At 62.4% G+C, this 16791-nt stretch carries 15 protein-coding genes and 4 pseudogenes; 8 read left to right on the top strand and 11 right to left on the bottom strand.

The features are described 5' to 3' along the window. Window positions 1-3: 3 nt before the first annotated feature. The gene (locus tag LDP01_RS14330; protein WP_224093470.1) at window positions 4-1155 is read right to left on the bottom strand and encodes an FG-GAP repeat domain-containing protein; all 1152 of its coding nucleotides are present in this window, start codon (window positions 1153-1155) and stop codon (window positions 4-6) included. Window positions 1156-1507: 352 nt separating this feature from the next. Between LDP01_RS14330 and LDP01_RS14325 the strand changes: the two genes are divergently transcribed. The 4 genes from LDP01_RS14325 to LDP01_RS14310 all read left to right on the top strand — a co-directional run bounded on the left by LDP01_RS14325 (window position 1508) and on the right by LDP01_RS14310 (window position 5676). After that, the gene (locus LDP01_RS14325; protein ID WP_224093469.1) at window positions 1508-2821 is read left to right on the top strand and encodes an ATP-binding protein; all 1314 of its coding nucleotides are present in this window, start codon (window positions 1508-1510) and stop codon (window positions 2819-2821) included. 26 nt (window positions 2822-2847) lie between these two features. Then, window positions 2848-4092, top strand: a complete 1245-nt coding sequence (locus LDP01_RS14320) for a low temperature requirement protein A (protein ID WP_224093468.1) — start codon at window positions 2848-2850, stop codon at window positions 4090-4092. 127 nt (window positions 4093-4219) lie between these two features. Then, entirely contained in the window at window positions 4220-4474 is a 255-nt protein-coding gene (locus LDP01_RS14315; RefSeq protein WP_224093467.1) for a helix-turn-helix transcriptional regulator, read from the top strand. Next, window positions 4471-5676: a type II toxin-antitoxin system HipA family toxin gene (locus tag LDP01_RS14310; RefSeq protein WP_224093465.1), complete on the top strand. Its 1206-nt coding sequence runs from the start codon at window positions 4471-4473 to the stop codon at window positions 5674-5676. Before LDP01_RS14315 ends, LDP01_RS14310 begins: the two co-directional genes overlap by 4 nt. 7 nt (window positions 5677-5683) lie before the next feature. Here LDP01_RS14310 and LDP01_RS14305 read toward each other — a convergent pair whose 3' ends face one another. Both LDP01_RS14305 and LDP01_RS14300 read right to left on the bottom strand, forming a co-directional pair. Beyond that, window positions 5684-6220 carry a phosphohydrolase gene (locus tag LDP01_RS14305; RefSeq protein ID WP_224093464.1) on the bottom strand — a complete coding sequence of 179 codons (537 nt, stop codon included), beginning with the start codon at window positions 6218-6220 and terminating at the stop codon, window positions 5684-5686. A gap of 113 nt (window positions 6221-6333) precedes the next feature. After that, window positions 6334-7123 (bottom strand): annotated as a pseudogene (locus tag LDP01_RS14300) (SDR family NAD(P)-dependent oxidoreductase). A 122-nt stretch (window positions 7124-7245) separates the two neighbouring features. On the opposite strand from LDP01_RS14300, the gene LDP01_RS14295 reads away from it, so the two are divergent. Then, window positions 7246-7872, top strand: coding sequence for a TetR/AcrR family transcriptional regulator (locus tag LDP01_RS14295; protein ID WP_224093463.1), 627 nt, complete (start codon window positions 7246-7248; stop codon window positions 7870-7872). A 42-nt stretch (window positions 7873-7914) separates the two neighbouring features. On the opposite strand, the pseudogene LDP01_RS14285 reads toward LDP01_RS14295, so the two are convergent. Both LDP01_RS14285 and gluQRS read right to left on the bottom strand, forming a co-directional pair. After that, window positions 7915-9037, bottom strand: a pseudogene (locus LDP01_RS14285) (serine hydrolase domain-containing protein). A gap of 24 nt (window positions 9038-9061) precedes the next feature. Further along, window positions 9062-9949: a tRNA glutamyl-Q(34) synthetase GluQRS gene (gluQRS, locus tag LDP01_RS14280; protein WP_224093459.1), complete on the bottom strand. Its 888-nt coding sequence runs from the start codon at window positions 9947-9949 to the stop codon at window positions 9062-9064. A gap of 338 nt (window positions 9950-10287) precedes the next feature. Between gluQRS and LDP01_RS14275 the strand changes: the two genes are divergently transcribed. Further along, window positions 10288-10746 (top strand): Lrp/AsnC family transcriptional regulator, encoded by a 459-nt coding sequence (locus tag LDP01_RS14275; protein ID WP_223937668.1) that lies wholly within the window; start codon window positions 10288-10290, stop codon window positions 10744-10746. Window positions 10747-10749: 3 nt separating this feature from the next. On the opposite strand, the pseudogene LDP01_RS14270 reads toward LDP01_RS14275, so the two are convergent. Then, window positions 10750-11203, bottom strand: a pseudogene (locus LDP01_RS14270) (Lrp/AsnC family transcriptional regulator). A gap of 105 nt (window positions 11204-11308) precedes the next feature. Here LDP01_RS14270 and LDP01_RS14265 point away from each other — a divergent pair. Next, complete coding sequence (locus LDP01_RS14265; RefSeq protein ID WP_224093458.1) at window positions 11309-11953, top strand: LysE family translocator; 645 nt, start codon at window positions 11309-11311, stop codon at window positions 11951-11953. Here the strand turns inward: LDP01_RS14265 and LDP01_RS14260 are convergent. From LDP01_RS14260 to LDP01_RS14250, 3 genes are all read right to left on the bottom strand, one after another. Then, window positions 11950-12417, bottom strand: a complete 468-nt coding sequence (locus LDP01_RS14260; protein ID WP_224093456.1) for an SRPBCC family protein — start codon at window positions 12415-12417, stop codon at window positions 11950-11952. The two genes, LDP01_RS14265 and LDP01_RS14260, sit on opposite strands and share 4 nt — an antisense overlap. Then, entirely contained in the window at window positions 12414-12782 is a 369-nt protein-coding gene (locus LDP01_RS14255) for an ArsR/SmtB family transcription factor (RefSeq protein WP_224093454.1), read from the bottom strand. The genes LDP01_RS14260 and LDP01_RS14255 overlap by 4 nt, the downstream gene beginning before the upstream one ends. Window positions 12783-12874: 92 nt before the next feature. Beyond that, window positions 12875-13846, bottom strand: a complete 972-nt coding sequence (locus tag LDP01_RS14250; protein ID WP_224093453.1) for a hypothetical protein — start codon at window positions 13844-13846, stop codon at window positions 12875-12877. A gap of 154 nt (window positions 13847-14000) precedes the next feature. Between LDP01_RS14250 and LDP01_RS14245 the strand changes: the two genes are divergently transcribed. Next, the gene (locus LDP01_RS14245; protein ID WP_224093452.1) at window positions 14001-14480 is read left to right on the top strand and encodes a DUF4383 domain-containing protein; all 480 of its coding nucleotides are present in this window, start codon (window positions 14001-14003) and stop codon (window positions 14478-14480) included. 141 nt (window positions 14481-14621) lie between these two features. Here LDP01_RS14245 and LDP01_RS14240 read toward each other — a convergent pair. Then, window positions 14622-15426 (bottom strand): annotated as a pseudogene (locus LDP01_RS14240) (IclR family transcriptional regulator). 86 nt (window positions 15427-15512) lie between these two features. Next, window positions 15513-16769 carry an aminopeptidase P family protein gene (locus tag LDP01_RS14235; RefSeq protein ID WP_224093450.1) on the bottom strand — a complete coding sequence of 419 codons (1257 nt, stop codon included), beginning with the start codon at window positions 16767-16769 and terminating at the stop codon, window positions 15513-15515. Window positions 16770-16791 lie beyond the last annotated feature (22 nt).

The following is a 16791-nucleotide window of genomic DNA, read 5'->3' as shown; positions in this document are numbered from 1 at the left end:
GTTTCAGTAAAGCCCGTTGAAGATGTTCCAGCCCCAACCGACAGTCTCCATGCCCTTCCAACCACCGCGACCATCGCCGTAGTACATCACCAGATCGCCAGCGGCATTCACGCCATGGACATCATTGAAGCCATCCCGGTTGAAGTCGCCAGCACTGCCAGCCATGGTCAGGACGTTCCAGCCATGGCCGATCTGGCGCACCGTGGTCCATCCGCCGTGGCCGTCACCGCCATACAGATACAGGCGTCCGGCTTTGTCTTTCGCCAGGACGTCCACGTTGCCGTCTCCATCCCAGTCACCAGGCCCGATGAGCAGGTCCATGACGTCCCAGCCTTGGCCGACTTTCACGCGCGGATTCCAGGTGCCGAAGGGCTTGGACGGGTAGATGTAAAGGTCGCCGTTCGTCTCTGCGCTGAGGAGATCGTTCATTCCGTCCCCGTCGAAGTCCCCTGGTCCAATCGCAAGAACCGTCGGCTGCCACTCCCAGGTGGCTTGCGGGTACAGCGTATGGAACCCTCCGTCGCCCGTTCCCGGGAACCGGTAGAGCGTCCCCGAGGTGTTCTCGACCATGAGGTCAGCGATACCGTCGTGGGTCACGTCGCCCGGGGCGATGATCGTGGTGAAGAAGCCCCACCCCGGACCTACATAGCGGGATTCCTTCCACCCTTTGACGTTGTCCTTACCGAGGTAGAGCATGAGTGCGCCGCCATGGGTACGGCCAACCAGCTCAAAAACCCCACGGCCGGTGAAGCCAGCCGCGCGCACCGGTCCCTGCGCTACGGCCGGTGTTGCTTCCGTGACCAGTTCCTGGCCGGGGCACTTGCCGGGCGAAGCCTTGACTATGGCCGAGATTCGCCCGCCGATGTCGTCCTTCTCCAGGACGTAGAGATTCCGGTTGTAGAGCGGGTTCCCGTCTACGGGTTGGCCGTCCCGGAGCCATTGGACGGAGTAGCCAGGATCCCCGTCCCCTCCGCAGCCCGAAAAGTAGTCCTGGGCACCCTGAACGAACAGCGCCGAGCCGACAATAGGTGCACCGGAGATCTTCACGCCAGACGAATCCGCAGCGTGGGCAGGGGAAACGAAGCCCGAAACAACGAGCGCCGGACCGAACAACAGCGCCGCAATGCTTTTGATGATCGAGTTCTTTGGTGACATGTTCGCCTTCCGTAGTACATCACGAGGTCATCGGCGTCGACAGCTTCCGCGGCCGGAGCAAACGTTGTGCCGATCAGCAGCGCACACAGCATCCCCGCGCTGCTGCCACCGGCGGTCGCCTTTCTGGAAAACAAACCCACGGATCCCCCTCTTTACGGCGTGGCCCAGCCAGGTGTTGCGCTTATCTTAGGTTCGGGAAACGACGCCGGGACGAAAGCGGGTGGCGACAGGCCGCCGTCGGGTGTTGGCTGCGTAACGCAACGGGCCTGCAACGTCCCAGGGCGGATGCTTCCCCTATGCTCAACTCCAAGGAATCAACGGCGATCCACCAAGCACACCCAGGAGAAACCCCATGACCAACTGGCGTATCAGGGACTTCCATTCGTCCGATCTTGACGGCATCCTGCACCTCTGGGAGTCACTCAAGGCTGATGGTGTTGAGCCCGTGTACGCACTCTCTGAGGTCCTTGCCTCGTGCGAAAAGGACCATGCAGTGGTGGCTGTCCAGGGCGATCAGGTGGTTGGCGCCGCTGTTGGACGTGCGGCGCATGACCAAGGCTGGGTTGTTTTCCTCGCCACGCTGACGGAGTTCCGTGGCAGGGGCATCGGCACTTCGCTGCTGTCCGCCGTCGAGAACCGCATGGCTCCGCACGGCCTCAACAAGCTGTCCGCGCTCATGCCGGAAACCGAAACCCGCGTGGAAGCGTTCCTGGGGCGCGGCTTCGTGGTGAAGAAGAACCTGCGGTACTTCGAACGGACCATTCCCGTGCAGCGCCAGGAGCTGGAACCGCTGAGCCTGCTGGGTGGCCGGATCCTGGCCCGCGACCTGTGGGAAAACGTGGCGGGCATGAAGCGCGAGAAGGAACTCTTGGAACGCCGTTTGGTCCTTCCGCTGGCTGAGGCGGACCTCGCCGACGAATACGGTGTGGTGCCGCCGCGCGCCGTCGTGCTTTTTGGTCCTCCGGGCACCGGCAAGACCACGTTCGCCAAAGCCATCGCGTCACGCCTCGAGTGGCCGTTCGTGGAGGTGTTCCCGTCCCGACTGGCGTCTGACCCCAAGGGCCTGGCCGGGGCGCTGCGGGAGACGTTCCTGGAAATCGCCGAGCTGGAGCACGCAGTGGTGTTCATTGACGAAGTGGAGGAGATCGCCTCGCAGCGCGCGGGCGATCCCCCGTCACCGCTGCAGGGCGTCACCAACGAGCTCCTCAAGATCATCCCGGCTTTCCGCGAACAGCCAGGCCGCCTCCTGGTCTGTGCCACCAACTTCATTCGCGCCCTGGACACCGCGTTCCTGCGCCATGGCCGGTTCGATTACGTCATCCCCATCGGCCTGCCGGACGTCCACGCCCGCGAAGCAATGTGGCAGCGGTTCATCCCCGCCACCGTCGTGGACGACGTCGATATTGCCCAGTTGGTGGAACGCACCCAGGGTTTCTCGCCGGCCGACATCGAGTTTGCCGCGCGCAGCGCGTCGCAGCGTGCCTTGGAAAAGGCCGTGTACGACGACGGTGCTGCTTCGGGTGCGTCGTCCGCAGTCTCGTCGAACGGACGGAAGGGGCCGGTCACACAGGACTACCTCGACGCAATCGCCGATACCCGCACGACGGTGAGCGACGAGGTGTACCAGGAGTTCCTCGAAGACATCGATGTGCTGGGGCGCGTGTAAAGTTTGGCAACGGTAATCTTTGACCCATGTCCACAAACCCACTTCGCCATGCCCTGGCCCGCATGGGCGGCCGAGATCCCCACGAGAAGCACCGCACGGCCACTCCGCTGGAGCTGTTTTTCGACCTGACGTTTGTCATTGCCTTCGGAGTTGCCGGCAGCCAGTTCGCCCATGCTGTGGCGGAGGCGCATTTCTGGCCAGGGCTCCTGGCGTTCGCGTTCGCCATGTTTGCCGTGATCTGGGCCTGGATAAACTTCACGTGGTTCGCGAGCGCCTATGACACCGACGACTGGGTGTTCCGCGTGGTCACCATGGTCCAAATGGTGGGTGTGCTGATCCTGGCCATGGGCATAGAGCCGGTGTTCCACTCCATCATCGAAGGCAAGCACGTGGACAACGTGACCATGGTGTTGGGCTACATCATCATGCGCGTGGCTTTGATCTTCCAGTGGCTGCGCGCTGCGCGCCAGGATCCTGCCCGCCGTGAAACGTGTTTGCGGTATGCAAAGTACGTCGCACTGGTACAAGTGGGGTGGGTCGCAGTCCTCTTGATCGATGCGAGCATCGCAACTACCTTCCTCATGGCAGCCCCGTTGTTCATCCTGGAGATGGCGGCCCCATACTTCGCAGAACGGAAGATCCGCACGCCTTGGCATGCCCATCACATCGCCGAACGGTACGGTCTACTGGCCATTATTGCCCTGGGCGAGTGCCTGATCGGCGCCATTGAAACGCTTCGCGCAATAGTTGCCCTCCACGGCTGGACCTTGGATGCTGCGCTGGTTGGTTTGAGCGGGACGGGCTTGGCCTTCGCCCTGTGGTGGATCTACTTCATCCTGCCCTCAGGTCCTGCCCTCCACGTACAGCGGCACCGCTCGTGGATCTTCGGGTACGGGCACCTCCCCCTTTTCGCAGCTATCGCAGCAACCGGCGCCGGACTTCACGTTGCCGCCTACTTCATCGATCATGAGGCACACATCCCGGCGGCTGGCGCGGTCGCCTCGATCGCCATCCCTGTCATCCTGTTCAAGGTCTCGCTGACTACGCTCTACAGCATTATGCTCGGCCCGGACCGGGAGCTTCTCTGGAGCTCAGCGCTGGTGGTGATCGCTTTGGCGGGAAGCATCGCCATGGCGGCAGCGGGCGCGTCCGTACCCCTCTGCATGTTGGAAATGATGGTGGTGCTTGGGCTCTCGATCATTTTCGATGAACGCCGTGGACACAAGGGACGGGCAGCAGCCCTGCGTCGGCTGGAGGCGGCGGCGGGCTGAGGGTGCACGGATGGAGTCGGTACGTTCGTGCCGGTTTTTCACAGGAATGCCTTGATTTGCCGCTGTTTCCGGGTGAAAACTTGGGGAATCGGCACGTTCGTACCGATTCACGAAGTGGGAGGACCTCATGCCAGCCAACAGCCTCATGGCAACTCTCGGTTCTGAAGTCCGCGCCCGCCGCGCCTCATTGAGCCTGAGCCAGCGGGACGTCGCCGATCTCGCGGGCGTCTCCGAACGGTTCGTCCGGTTCGTGGAAACAGGCAAGAGCACAGTCCAGCTTGAGCCCCTTGTGGCGGTGCTGGACACCCTCGGCCTGGAACTTTCCCTCCGCCAAGCCGGTAGGCCTGGCGCTTCCTGGACAGCTTCCGAGCCAGCACAATGACCTTCCACCGCATCGCCGACGTCTACAAAAGGGGCATCCTCGCGGCGCGCCTCGAACGGCATGAGGGCGGCACCAAGTTCAGCTACCTTCCGAAGTACCTCGACGCCGGCCTACCCGCCGTGGCAACGACGCTCCCTGTGAGCGCCGAGCCTGTTTTCACGCCGAGCGGCGCAGTACCGCCCTACTTCACCGGCCTGCTGCCTGAGGGCCGGCGGCTCAACTCCCTGCGACGAAGCGTCAAGGCGAGCGCCGACGACGAACTCGCCCTCCTCATGGCAGCGGGCGGCGACGCAGTGGGCGACGTCCAGACGGTCCCCCACGGCGAGGCACTGGCGGAAGGGGGCGCCGCCGTCGTGCTTGATTCAAAACTGCCGCTGGACTTTGATGCGTTGCTGGGCGATTCCGGATTGATCGATCCCGTCGCGCTGGCCGGTGTGCAGGACAAGTTGTCTGCCGGGATGATTTCACTGCCCGTGGCGCAGGCGGGCAAGCGGTACATCCTTAAGCTCAACGCCCCGGAGTTCCCCTCTGTGGTGGAAAACGAGTTCCTGATGTTCCGTTATGCGCGCCGGCTGCGGATTCCGGTGAGCAACGTGCAGTTGGTGCACGACGTCGGTGGCAGGGCCGGCCTCCTGGTGGAGCGTTTTGATCGGGTCACCGCAGCCGACGGCTCGCCTCTGCGGCTGGCGGTGGAGGACGGCGCCCAGATCCTGGGGCTGTACCCCGCGGACAAGTACAGTGTTCCGTTCAGCGAGGTCTGCGCGGCGCTGGCCGGGCATTGCCCTGCCCGCCTTCCAGCACTGCGGAATCTGGTCATCCAACTCGCCTTTGCCTGGCTGACGGGGAACGGGGATCTGCATGCCAAGAACGTTTCCATGGTGGAGGCGCCCGGGGTTCTTGGCGCGCGCGAATTCACCATCGCCCCGGTCTACGACATTCCCTCCACAGTGGTATACGGCGACAAGACGCTCGCGTTGGCCGTCGGCGGGAAGAAGACCGGTATCTCCCGCAGGCACTTCCTCGCCTGGGCCGCGAAGCTTGGGCTGACTGAACGGGCCGCCCAACATTGCGTGGACATCGCCCTCAAAGCAACTGGCTCGTTGGTCAGCGACCTCGACGGCGGCGGGTCTCCCTTCGCGGCGCGGCAAACCAAGGAATGGACCAAGGAGCTCAAGCATCGCCGGCGCCTGATGGAGGGCTGACCCCGGGTTACCCAGGAACGATCTCGTCGAGCTCCGGAAGCAAATGCGGGTTGATCCGCTGCAGGATCAACGCCACTTCTTCACGCGGCACGGCCCGGTAGAGCACCGGTCGGGCATCGGCGTAGCGGGTCATGGGCGGCTTGTCGGGCCATTTCTCCGCCAGTGCCTGGACGCGTTCCGGCAGGGAATTATGGGCATTGTCGGCGATTTTGACCAAGGTGGCGTCGTGGTCCTCGGCCACAAACCGGATTCCTGCTTCATAGTCGTCGGGGTCATCGTGGAATCGGCGGGTGACACGTTCGATGATGGCGAGGGCGCGATCGGACACTCCCATGTCCAACAGGGCTTGCCGCGTGATGGGAGTATCCTCGGCGATGTCGTGAAGGTAACCCGCAATCCGGATGTCCTCGTCGAAGTCGGCGAGCGCGTCCCCCACCGCCAGGACATGCTCCCGATAAGGGCGCTTGAGCTTGTCCTTTTGGCGGTTGTGGGCCACCTCGGCGAGTACCTTCGCCGTCTCAACGGTGAAGCGTGGTTCGGTCATGCGGGCCTCCGGATTGATGTAGGCACCGAACAGGAATCGGACCTTTCTTCAGGCTATCCGTAAAGTCCCGCGCAGCGCCTACCCAGGCACTGGCACTACTCCTGAACAGGTCCCTACTCCTGAACGGCGCGTGCGGCGATGCCTACTGCGAGCGCCCTCGGCACGCGCTGCGCCAGACCGGCGGCGATCCGGTTGGCCCAGCCGGACACGACGCTTGCCGGCGTTCCGGGGCGGTCCAGCGCTTTGAGGGCTGTTTGCACAACCTGCGCTGAGGTTTGCATGCGTCCAACTGCAGCCGATTCACTGCCGAGGACATCGAAGAACTCGGTGCGGGTGGCGCCCGGGCAGAGGGCCAGTACACGAAGTCCTGAGCTCTTGACCTCGTGGGCGACGGCCTCGGTGAAGCTGAGGACGAATGCCTTCGTGGCCCCATAGACGGCCATGCCGGGGATGGGCTGGAAAGCGGCTGTGCTGGCGACATTCACCAGGGCGCCCTTGCCCGAAGAGAGCATGGCTGGCAGGAAGGGCCCGGGTGATATCCACCAATGCAGCCACATTGAGTGCGATCTCGGAAGCGATGACTTCCGGATCTTCCTCCACCAAGGGAGAGCGTGTTCCGAACCCGGCATTGTTGATGAGGGTGTCCACGGTGATTCCGCGCTTGGCCATTTCGTCCACGAGTTCGGCGCCAACACCGGCCCGGCCCAGGTCCATGGGAAGCACTGTGACGGCTACGCCATGCTCGGAGCGCAATTTCCCGGCCAGTTCTTCGAGACGGTCTGCGCGGCGGGCTACTAGGACCAGGTTGGAACCTCGAGCGGCAAAGCGGTTTGCGAATTCAGCGCCAAGCCCGGAGCTGGCGCCTGTGATCAATGCGGTAGTACCCGAATAGGTCATGGTCATGGCAAGTCCAATCTGTAAGCGCCGGCTCCGGATGAAACCCGCTGACTCGATGTAGTCAATGCCAACATCGTAGGCACTGTCTACATTGTTGTCAATGACTACTTCTCCGCTAGACTATCGGTATGACGGACCAGCCCTACCACCACGGCAAGCTGCGCGAGGCCCTACTGGAGCGCGCCATGGAAACCATTGAGCAAGCCGGCGTCGACGGACTCTCCCTAAGGCAGCTGGCCAGGGACCTCAATGTCAGCCATGGGGCCCCGGCCAAACATTTCCGCGACAAGCAATCCCTCATCGACGCCTTGGCGTTGGCTGGGTTCGAATCAATGAACCATCGGATCCTCGCTGCCTCCCAGGCCGGAGATGACCTTCGTCAGCGCTTCGCAAGCGTGGCCACCGCCTACGTGGACTTCGCAGTCACCCACCCGGCGCTCTTGACCGTCATGTATTCCACCAAGCATCACCCCGATTCCAGCACCGAGTTGCGGAACATCGGCGAGCAAGGGATCCACGTAGCCCGCGCCCTCATTGCGGAGGCACAGGATAGTGGGGCCCTGGCCCCGGGCGACACCGAAACCCTGGCAATGGTGTGCTTCGTGAGCTTGCACGGCGCCGCACTCCTGGCAGCAGGCAAGCAACTGGACGGCAACAGTGTTGAGGACGTTGTTGCTGCCACTACTGACACCCTGTGGGCCGGCATGGCGGCGGGAGTTCCAGCCGCGCAGCTCTCACACACAGCGGGCGCCTGACCAGCCTGATGAGGGCCAGCTGGCGTGAGGGCGCTGGCGGGACTACGAAAGCCCTGCAATTGCCTCCCGGACGGCTGAACTGAGCAGGAGGTTGCGGCATCCAACTCCTCCCGGCTCGGCCTGTTGCGGGACGTATCCAAAGCCAAGTTCATACACCGGGTCCGCGAACCCCAAAGCCGCGCTGGCGCCGTCGTGCCCGAACGCGCGGTAGCTGCCGAAGGGCATGCGGCTGTGGGGCTTCATGAAGACAGTGGCAAAGCAACCGGCCTCGCCGAAGACGCGATCAATTCCGAACACCTGCTCAGCGGAAACCCTGCGGATGGTCTCCTCCGTCAGGAAGGGTGCGACGGCGGGCCTGACCGCCCGCGGCCAAGCCCGTTACCGCCGCAGCGTAGATCCTGGCCATCCCCTCAGCACTGGAGACGCCCGCCACCGAACTCATACCCGCGGCGCGGACCTCGAGGATGTTCGGAAGATCCAGGATGTCGCCCTCTGCAGCATTGGCTGACAATCCGAAGTGACTGGCGGGGTCTACCCAGGGCCACGTGGGGTCGGCCGCCCAGCGGAAAGGCGCGAAGCGTTCTTCCTCAGCATCCGGTAGGCCAAGGTAGAAGTGGGCACCGGTCACGGAGCGGATGCGCTGTTCGAAGACCTCCTGGAGCGTGGAACCCGTGATTCGACGGCACAGCTCCTCCATGAAAATGCCGATTGTCAGGGCGTGGTAGCCGAACGCCGCACCGGGCTTCCACAGGGGCGGAAGTTTGGCGAGCTTCGCGGCCGCGAGTTCAGAGTTGTTGACTTCCTCAAGGCTCACGCCGCCCTCGACGCCCAACAGACCGGCCTGGTGCGAAAGGAGTTGGGAAACAGTGACGGAGGCCTTCCCTTCAACACCGAACTCCGGCCAATATTTGGCCACTTCCGCATCGGGATCCAGCTCGCCGTCTTGAACGAGCAGAGCCATGACAAGGCCGGCCATGCCCTTGGAGCACGAGAAAACACCTGTCACGGAATCGGCACGAGTGTGGGGCCCGCCGCTGATATCCAGCACCTTGACACCCCGATGGTACGCCGCCAGCTGGGCGGAATATTCAGGGTCTTGTTCGAGGAAACTTTCGAAGAGCCCGGCTACGGATTCGAAACCTGGGGCGATCACCTGTGAATGCATCCAGACAGCCTACTTGGCCTGCCTTCAGCCGTTGGGCGTTTTCCACACCCAGGGCTCCCTTGGCAGCCTTTCGGGGTCGAATTCGGGCACCGCATCCTGCAAGGAACCTGCCGGCAATCCCAACGACTCAAGGAGGAGGTCGCGCACGCGCACCGCTGAAACCCCGACGGCGGCGAGGTCGCCAAGCGTCACCGCACCGTCGCGCTTTGCCAGCCTCACGCCGTCGTGGTTTACAACCAGCGGAACGTGGGCATATTCCAGCACTGGCAAGCCCAACAGGGTGGCCAAGTAAGCCTGCCGCGGAGTGGACGGAAGGAGGTCATCGCCCCTGACCACCTGGTCGATTCCCTGGGCGGCATCGTCTACTACAACTGCCAGGTTGTAGGCCGTGACGCCATCGTTGCGACGCAGTACAAAGTCATCCACCACACCCACGTAGTGTCCGTGCAACTGGTCCTCAACAGCCCACTCAGCGACGTCCGACCGGAGGCGGATCGAGGCCGGACGCGACGCCCGGCGGATCTCGCGCTCGGCCTCGGACAGCCTGCGGCACGTCCCCGGATACGCGCCTTGTGGAGAGTGCGGCGCAGACGGCGCCTCCTGGATTTCGCGGCGCGTGCAGAAGCATTCGTAGGTGCGGCCCTGGACAGTCAGGCGGCCAATTGCGTCCTCGTACAGCGGTCCGCGCTCAGTCTGACGCACGACGGCGGCGTCCCAACTGACGCCGACGGCCTTCAGGTCGCGGAGCTGCTCAGCTTCCGAGCCGGACCGGGCACGGTCCAGGTCTTCAACACGGAGCAGGAAGTCGCGGCCAGTCGATTTGGCGAAGAGCCAGGCGAGGATCGCCGTCCGGAGATTGCCTACATGCAGTTCCCCGGAAGGACTCGGGGCGAAGCGGCCGGCAGACGTCATGATCCAAGCCTATGCGTCCGGGCACAACACAAGAGCCCCTCAGCTACCGCAACGATCCGGTGGCTCAGGGGCTCTTGCTGTGCTGCCCGTCAGGACGGGCGGGTGCAGAATGACAATGCTGTGAACAAGAGTCAATCAGCGGCTGCTTCCTTGCGGGAAACCTGTACAGGGGTCCGGGTGGTGTTCCAGGTGCCTGCTGCCTGCGGGATCCGGCGGTAGCCTCGCCCTGCTTCGTTGTCACCATTTCAACAGTACGCATACAGTAGGTGCAATAGACATGGCATTGAGTGGTCGATCTGACTAATCACAGTTGAATTTGTAGACAGGAAGTGGTCATTTTGCAGGAACTCGATGCGACAGACCGTAGGATCATCGCCGCGCTTGATGAGGATCCCCGCGTCCCCATCATGGTCCTCGCCCAGAAACTTCACCTGGCGCGCGGCACGGTCCAGTCGCGGCTGGAGCGGATGACGGCATCGGGCGCATTGCGCGCCAACAGCAGCCGCGTGCTGCCCTCGGCACTTGGCCGGGGTGTGGCCGCCGCTGTCAGCGCCGAACTCGATCAAAGCCACCTCAACGAAGCCATCGCGGCCCTACGGGAGATCCCTGAGGTACTCGAATGCCATGCACCCGCGGGCGATACCGATCTCATCATCAGGGTGGTTGCCAAGAGCCCGGATGACCTCTACCGCGTCTCGGAGGAAATCAGGCTCTGCCCGGGAATCGTGCGTACGTCCACCAGCATGTTCCTACGCGAAGTGATTCCCTACCGGACAACCGGGCTGCTGAAGGAATAGCGCTCAGACCGGCGGTCCGATATTGGTCTTCAGGTTCTTCATCACCAACGTTGAAGTGAGTCGCTCAACAGCCGGGAGGGCTGCGAGTTCGTCGTCATAGAAGCGTTGATAGGCAGGGAGGTCGGGCCGCGATGACCTTCAACAAATAGTCCGGCGAGCCGAACAGCCGCTGCGCCTCCACAATGTTGGGGCTTGCCGTCACGCGCTCCTCAAACTCCGCCATGATGGTGCGCTCCACCTGCCGGAGCGTGACGAACACAATTGCCTCGAATCCGAGCCCCACCGCTGCTGGATCGACGTCCGCGCGATACCCGCGGATAACTCCCGTAGCCTCCAGATCCCGGAGCCGGCGATGGCACGGAGCAACCGTCAATCCCACCTTCGATGCCAAGGCAGTGGCGGTCATTCGACCATCCTCTTGAAGGTGGCGCAAAATACTTCTGTCAATGTGGTCAATCACGCAATGATCTTACCCGGATTGAAGGTTTTGGGGATAAATCAGGGAACACTTATCGGGCGATTTTCCTTAGAGTTTTCCTACCACTAACCCTCTGGAGAGATCGTGAACCCACAGCTGTTCCTCGCCTTCATGCTCGTCGCAGTCTCATTGGCCTGCACCCCCGGCGTCGACTGGGCTTACTCGATCTCGGCTGGACTTCGCCAGCGCAGCTTCGTGCCCGCTGTCGCCGGGTTATGCAGCGGATACGTGATTCACACCGTGCTCATGACGGCAGGTTTGGCAGCCCTGCTGGCGGGAGTGCCAGGCCTGCTGGGGTGGCTCACGGTTGCCGGCGCCGCGTACCTGTTGTGGCTTGGCTTCGGGACCATCCGTTCCTGGCGAGGGGCCAGCTTTAGTGCGGAAGGCGCCGTCGTGCAGTCCGGAAACCAGCTCCGCACGTTCTTCCAAGGCATGGGCACCAGCGGCATCAACCCCAAAGGCCTGCTGTTCTTTGTGGCGCTGGTGCCGCAATTCGTCAGCCCGGAAGCCGCGCTGCCTGTTCCTGTTCAGTCCGGGTTGCTGGGATTAACGTTCGTGATCCTCGCCGGCCTGGTGTACACCGGGGTCGCACTGACCTCGCGGAAACTGCTAGCTTCACGTCCAGGCGCAGCACGCGTGGTGACGCTGGCAAGCGGGATCATCATGATCGGGCTGGGAGCAGTGCTGTTGACGGAGCAACTCCTTCCCATCCTGGTAAGCCGGGCCTAGCCGGCCAGTACCTCATCGAGTCGCTCGTACCCTTCGATCACGCCGTAATTCATGCCTGTGGCGAGTGCCATGTCACGCGCTTCCACCGATGGGTAGACCTCGTGGACGACGATCCTGGTGCGACCGTCAATTTCCTCGAACCTGGTGGTGCTGATGCCCACTTGGCCAGGGGCACCGTCGAATTCGAAGGTCATGATGATCAGCTCGTCGGTGTCCACGGTGTGGAAGACCCCGCGGAATCCGTACATCGCGTTTTCGTGGCCACTTTCGTAGTGCCAGCTGCCGCCCGTGGTGGCGTTGTATTCGGTGACGTTCAGTATCGCGTCCCGCGGACCAAGCCACTTGGCCAGGAGATCCGGGTCCACGTGGGCCTTGAATACCGCGCTGACCGGCGCATCGAATTCGCGGACAGTATCGACGAACGGAACGCCGTCATCAGCAGTGATTGCTGTTGGATTGCTCATTTCAATTCCTCTTCATCTTGTTGTTGTGACCCCTGGAGGACCCCGGGGCCGGACTCGACCAGGAGCTCGTCGAGCAGCCGGAAGCGACGCTCGGCGATCAGTCGATATTGGTCTATCCACGCCGTCAGCTCTTCGAGGGCAGCTGCATCCAGGTGCACGGGCCTGCGTTGGGCATCACGGGACCGGGTCACCAGCCCTGCGTGCTCCAGGACCTGGATGTGTTTTGAGACGGCCTGCTTGGTGATCGCGAAGGGCTCCGCCAATTCGTTGACCGTTGCGTCTCCCCGCGACAGGCGGGCAACGATTCCCCGCCTGACGGGATCAGCAAGGGCCATGAAGGCCTTGTCCAGAGCGTCTGGATCCATAACCCTGCGCGACCTTTCTTTGTCAACCAAATGCTTTATCAATCACTTGGTTGATTACAAGACTACGCTTGCATCAGGGCGTGCACAATGCCTTATTCCCCGCTTAGCTGCCTGAAGTCGTTCTCCCACAAACGGCGCATCTCGGCGTCCTTGCGGATCACTTCCAAGGCCTCCAGCTCTGCCGGCGGGGCGGGGCGCTTGGAACGGGGAGTCAAGGTCCGGCGGCCCTGGTCCAACGCCAGAAGGGCGCGGTCCGTGAGGGCGTCATTGCGCAAGGCCAGGCTGGTCTTCCTGCGCCGAAGGACCTCTTTCAGCGCCGCCTGGGCCGATTCAAAGTCGCCACGCGCACGTTGCGATCGAGCCCGGATCAGGAGCAATGCCGCCGAGAGATCATCCGTATTCAACAGCCCCTCCGTACACATCACCACATCCCGGTGCCGGCCCAGAGCAAACGCTGCGGTGCAGCGCGCCAGAGCAGAAGGCAACGACGGCGGCAAACCCACCACAGCTTCCAACGCCGACTCGATCATTCCCATCTCCCGAAGGCAATGGGCCAACGCTAGGAACACGGACTCCTCGCTGAACAAAACCGGGACTTCAATGCGTTCGGCCACCTCAACCCTGGTGACCACCTGCCCAAGGTAGAGAGCCGAGAACTGGCTCGCGTCGTCGTCGATCCTTGTTGTTAAGCCGCGCCGCAACAACTCGGACGCCCGCAGATAACCGCCGTGTTTGTACGCCAACAGCCCCGCCATCACGTAACACAAGCCCGCCCACCCCGGGTAGACGCGACCCAGGGAGATCAGCCGATCAGGCTCAGTAGAGGTGAAAACGGCCTCGTGCATTGCCTTGGCCTGCTTGGTGGACAGGCGCTTCAAACGGGGAACATCGCCCAGCACGGAAAGGCGGGCAGGATCCCGGCCAGTCAGGACGCCGGACAACACTTCACCCACGCCATCGGCCAATCCACGGACGGTCGTGCGCACATATCCTTCGCGGAAGGGAGTGAGATCCCGGGTGTCATGGAAGATTGATTGGAAATCGCCGTTGGGAGCCTGGCTCATGAACCCATGCTAACTGCCACCTGACTGGCCATTCCCCTGCAATTGGAGGCATTTCAGGAGTATTATGGCGGCGTCGGCAAGGTTTTCCGACACCCTTGCCGCGGGACGGCTCTCCATGAGAAGAGCCGTGTAACTGCGTGAAAGGGAGGACTTCATGACCACCGCTTCGCACCCCACCGAACACCATCATGCGATGGGGTTGACTCTTCACAACACCGCCATGGGCGTTGGCATTGTATTTCTGCTCGTGGGTGTCCTGGGCTTCATCCCGGGTATCACCACCAACTACGGCGCCATGACCTTCGCGGGACATGAATCCGGCGCCATGCTGCTTGGTGTGTTCCAAGTATCCATTCTCCACAACATCGTCCATCTGCTGTTTGGCGTAGCCGGTTTGGCCATGGCCAGGACAGCACGCATGGCTCGCCTCTTCCTCATTGGTGGCGGCGCCGTATATCTCGTTCTGTGGATCTACGGCCTGATCATCAACCAGGAAACGGGCGCCAACTTTGTTCCGTTCAACACCGCTGATAACTGGCTGCACTTTGTTCTTGGCGTGGCCATGATCGGTCTGGGTGCTTGGCTGGGCAGGGATGTCATGGACGAGACAACGGCGGCACGGCGGAGGATGTAACGTCGCGGACGTCGGTTCAACGAACGACGGCGGTCGGACCCTTCGTGGGGACGGTCGCCGTTCTTTTTTGTCTCCGCCGAGATGGCACTTAATGCCAATCCTTGGCTCTCGGATTGGCATTAAATGCCATCTCGGCGGGGCTCAGCGTGGTGCGCGCCCACCAAGGCGCGTGGTGACCTTGGCGGCGGCATCGGCGCAAGCTTCACCGAGACTCGTAAGCGTATCCTGCGAGACGCGGAACTTTGGCGCGGGGATGAGCACGGACGCCACAATGTTTCCCCTGTGGTCATAGACGGGCGAGGGCCACGCCCACTTCCTCGATGGACGTTTCGCCAAAGTTCACCGTCCAGCCGCGCTTCGTCGAGTCCTCAAGCCGCTGCAGGTACGCCTCCACGGCTTCTTCATCGAGGCCCGGAAGAGTGACCGCACCGCTCCTGAGCAGATTCCGGACGCGATCCTTGTCTTCCGCGGCCAGGAAGACCTGAACAGAGGAACTGAGTGCCTCGTTGTAACGTACTCCCAACGGGGCTAGATGCTTGACCTGGTGCCGGCTGGGGATCTGCTCCACACTCATGGATTCAGTGCCGTTCCAGACCATGAGCGCGCTGGTCTCCCCGGTTCGCTCGGTCAATTCGCGCAGTACCGGATACGCCACGCGCCGCTCTTCGAGTTCCGCCAGGAGTGGGCCCGCCATGGCGATCATTCCCAGCCCCAAGCGGAACCTGCGCGAATCGACGTCGCGCTCCACCAAATGCTCTTGCTCCAATGTGGCCAGAATGCGGGAGACTGTGCTCTTGTGCAGGCCAATGCGCCCTGCGATTTCAGTGACCCCCAACAGCGGCTCTTCGGCACTGAAACTGCGCAGGACCGCGATGGCGTTGACAATGACCGAGGTACCTTTGGCTTCGCCGTTGCCTGAAACGTCGCTGGATTCCGTGGGAGTCATGGGTTCACTATATTTGGCTGAAGCTCGCGGACAGGGACAGGTTTCGACCGGTGGACGCCGTGCACTGCGTCCACCGGCCGGATCACCTAGGCTCCGATGATGTTGTACTCGGGGCCGAACGGGAACTTGGTGATGTTCTCCGCACCGTCTTCACCCACCACCAGGATGTCGTGCTCGCGGTAACCGCCGGCACCCGGCTGGCCGTCCAACACCGTAATCATCGGTTCCATGGAAACCACCATGCCCGGTTCCAGCACCGTATCGATGTCTTCACGAAGTTCAAGGCCTGCTTCGCGTCCGTAGTAGTGGCTCAAGACGCCGAACGAGTGGCCGTAGCCGAACGTGCGGTTGGCCAGGAGCCCGTGACCGATGTAGATCTCGTTGAGCTCGGCGGCGATGTCCTTGCAGACCGCGCCGGGCTTGATGAGTTCCAGGCCCCTCTTGTGGACCTCCACGTTGATGTTCCACAGTTCCAGTGAGCGGGCGTCCGGTTCGCCATAGAACAGGGTGCGTTCCAGTGCCGTGTAGTAGCCGCTTGTCATAGGGAAGCAGTTCAGGGACAGGATGTCGTGTTCCTGGATCTTCCGTGTAGTTGCCCAGTTGTGCGCGCCGTCGGTGTTGATGCCGGACTGGAACCAGACCCACGTGTCACGGATTTCAGAGTCCGGGAACGTGCGGGCGATCTCGTGGACCATGGCTTCGGTGCCGATCAGGGCAACCTCGTACTCGGTGATTCCCGCCGTGATGGCGTTGCGGATGGCCTCTCCACCGAGGTCGCCGATGCGGGCGCCGTGCTTGATGACTGCGATTTCTTCGTCCGACTTGATCATGCGCTGGCGCATCGCAGCCTGGGCAACATCCACCAGCGTTGCTCCGGAGAATGCGGCCTGGATCTTGTTGCGGTTGTCCAGCGGCAGGGAGTCATCCTCGACGCCGATGCGGCGCGGGTTGATGCCGCGGGTGCGCAGGACTTCCTGGATGGCGTGGATGTAGTTGTCCCGACGCCAGTCCGTGTACACGAGGTTGTCGCCGTAGCTGCGGCGCCAAGGCATACCGGCGTCGATATTTGCCGTAATGGTGACGGTGTCATCCTTGGTGACCACCATGCCGTAGGAACGGCCGAAATAGGTGAAGAGGAAATCGGAGTAGTACTTGATGGAGTGGTAGCTGGTAAGGATGACGGCGTCGAGGTCTTTCTCGGCCATGATGTTGCGAAGTCCGGCGAGTCGACGCTCGAACTCTGCATCGGAGAAGGTCAGGGAAACCTTCTCGCCGTTGTTGAGGACCTTGAGTCGATCGAGCTTGGCCACATCGTTGATGGCCTCGTTCTCGGTGATGGTCATGGTGTTCCTTTCAATGGGTTGG

This window comes from Arthrobacter sp. StoSoilB13 (assembly GCF_019977255.1).
GTDB lineage: Bacteria > Actinomycetota > Actinomycetes > Actinomycetales > Micrococcaceae > Arthrobacter.
The sequence above is the reverse complement of the archived record's forward strand: the minus strand, read 5'-3'. Positions and strand labels throughout refer to the sequence as shown.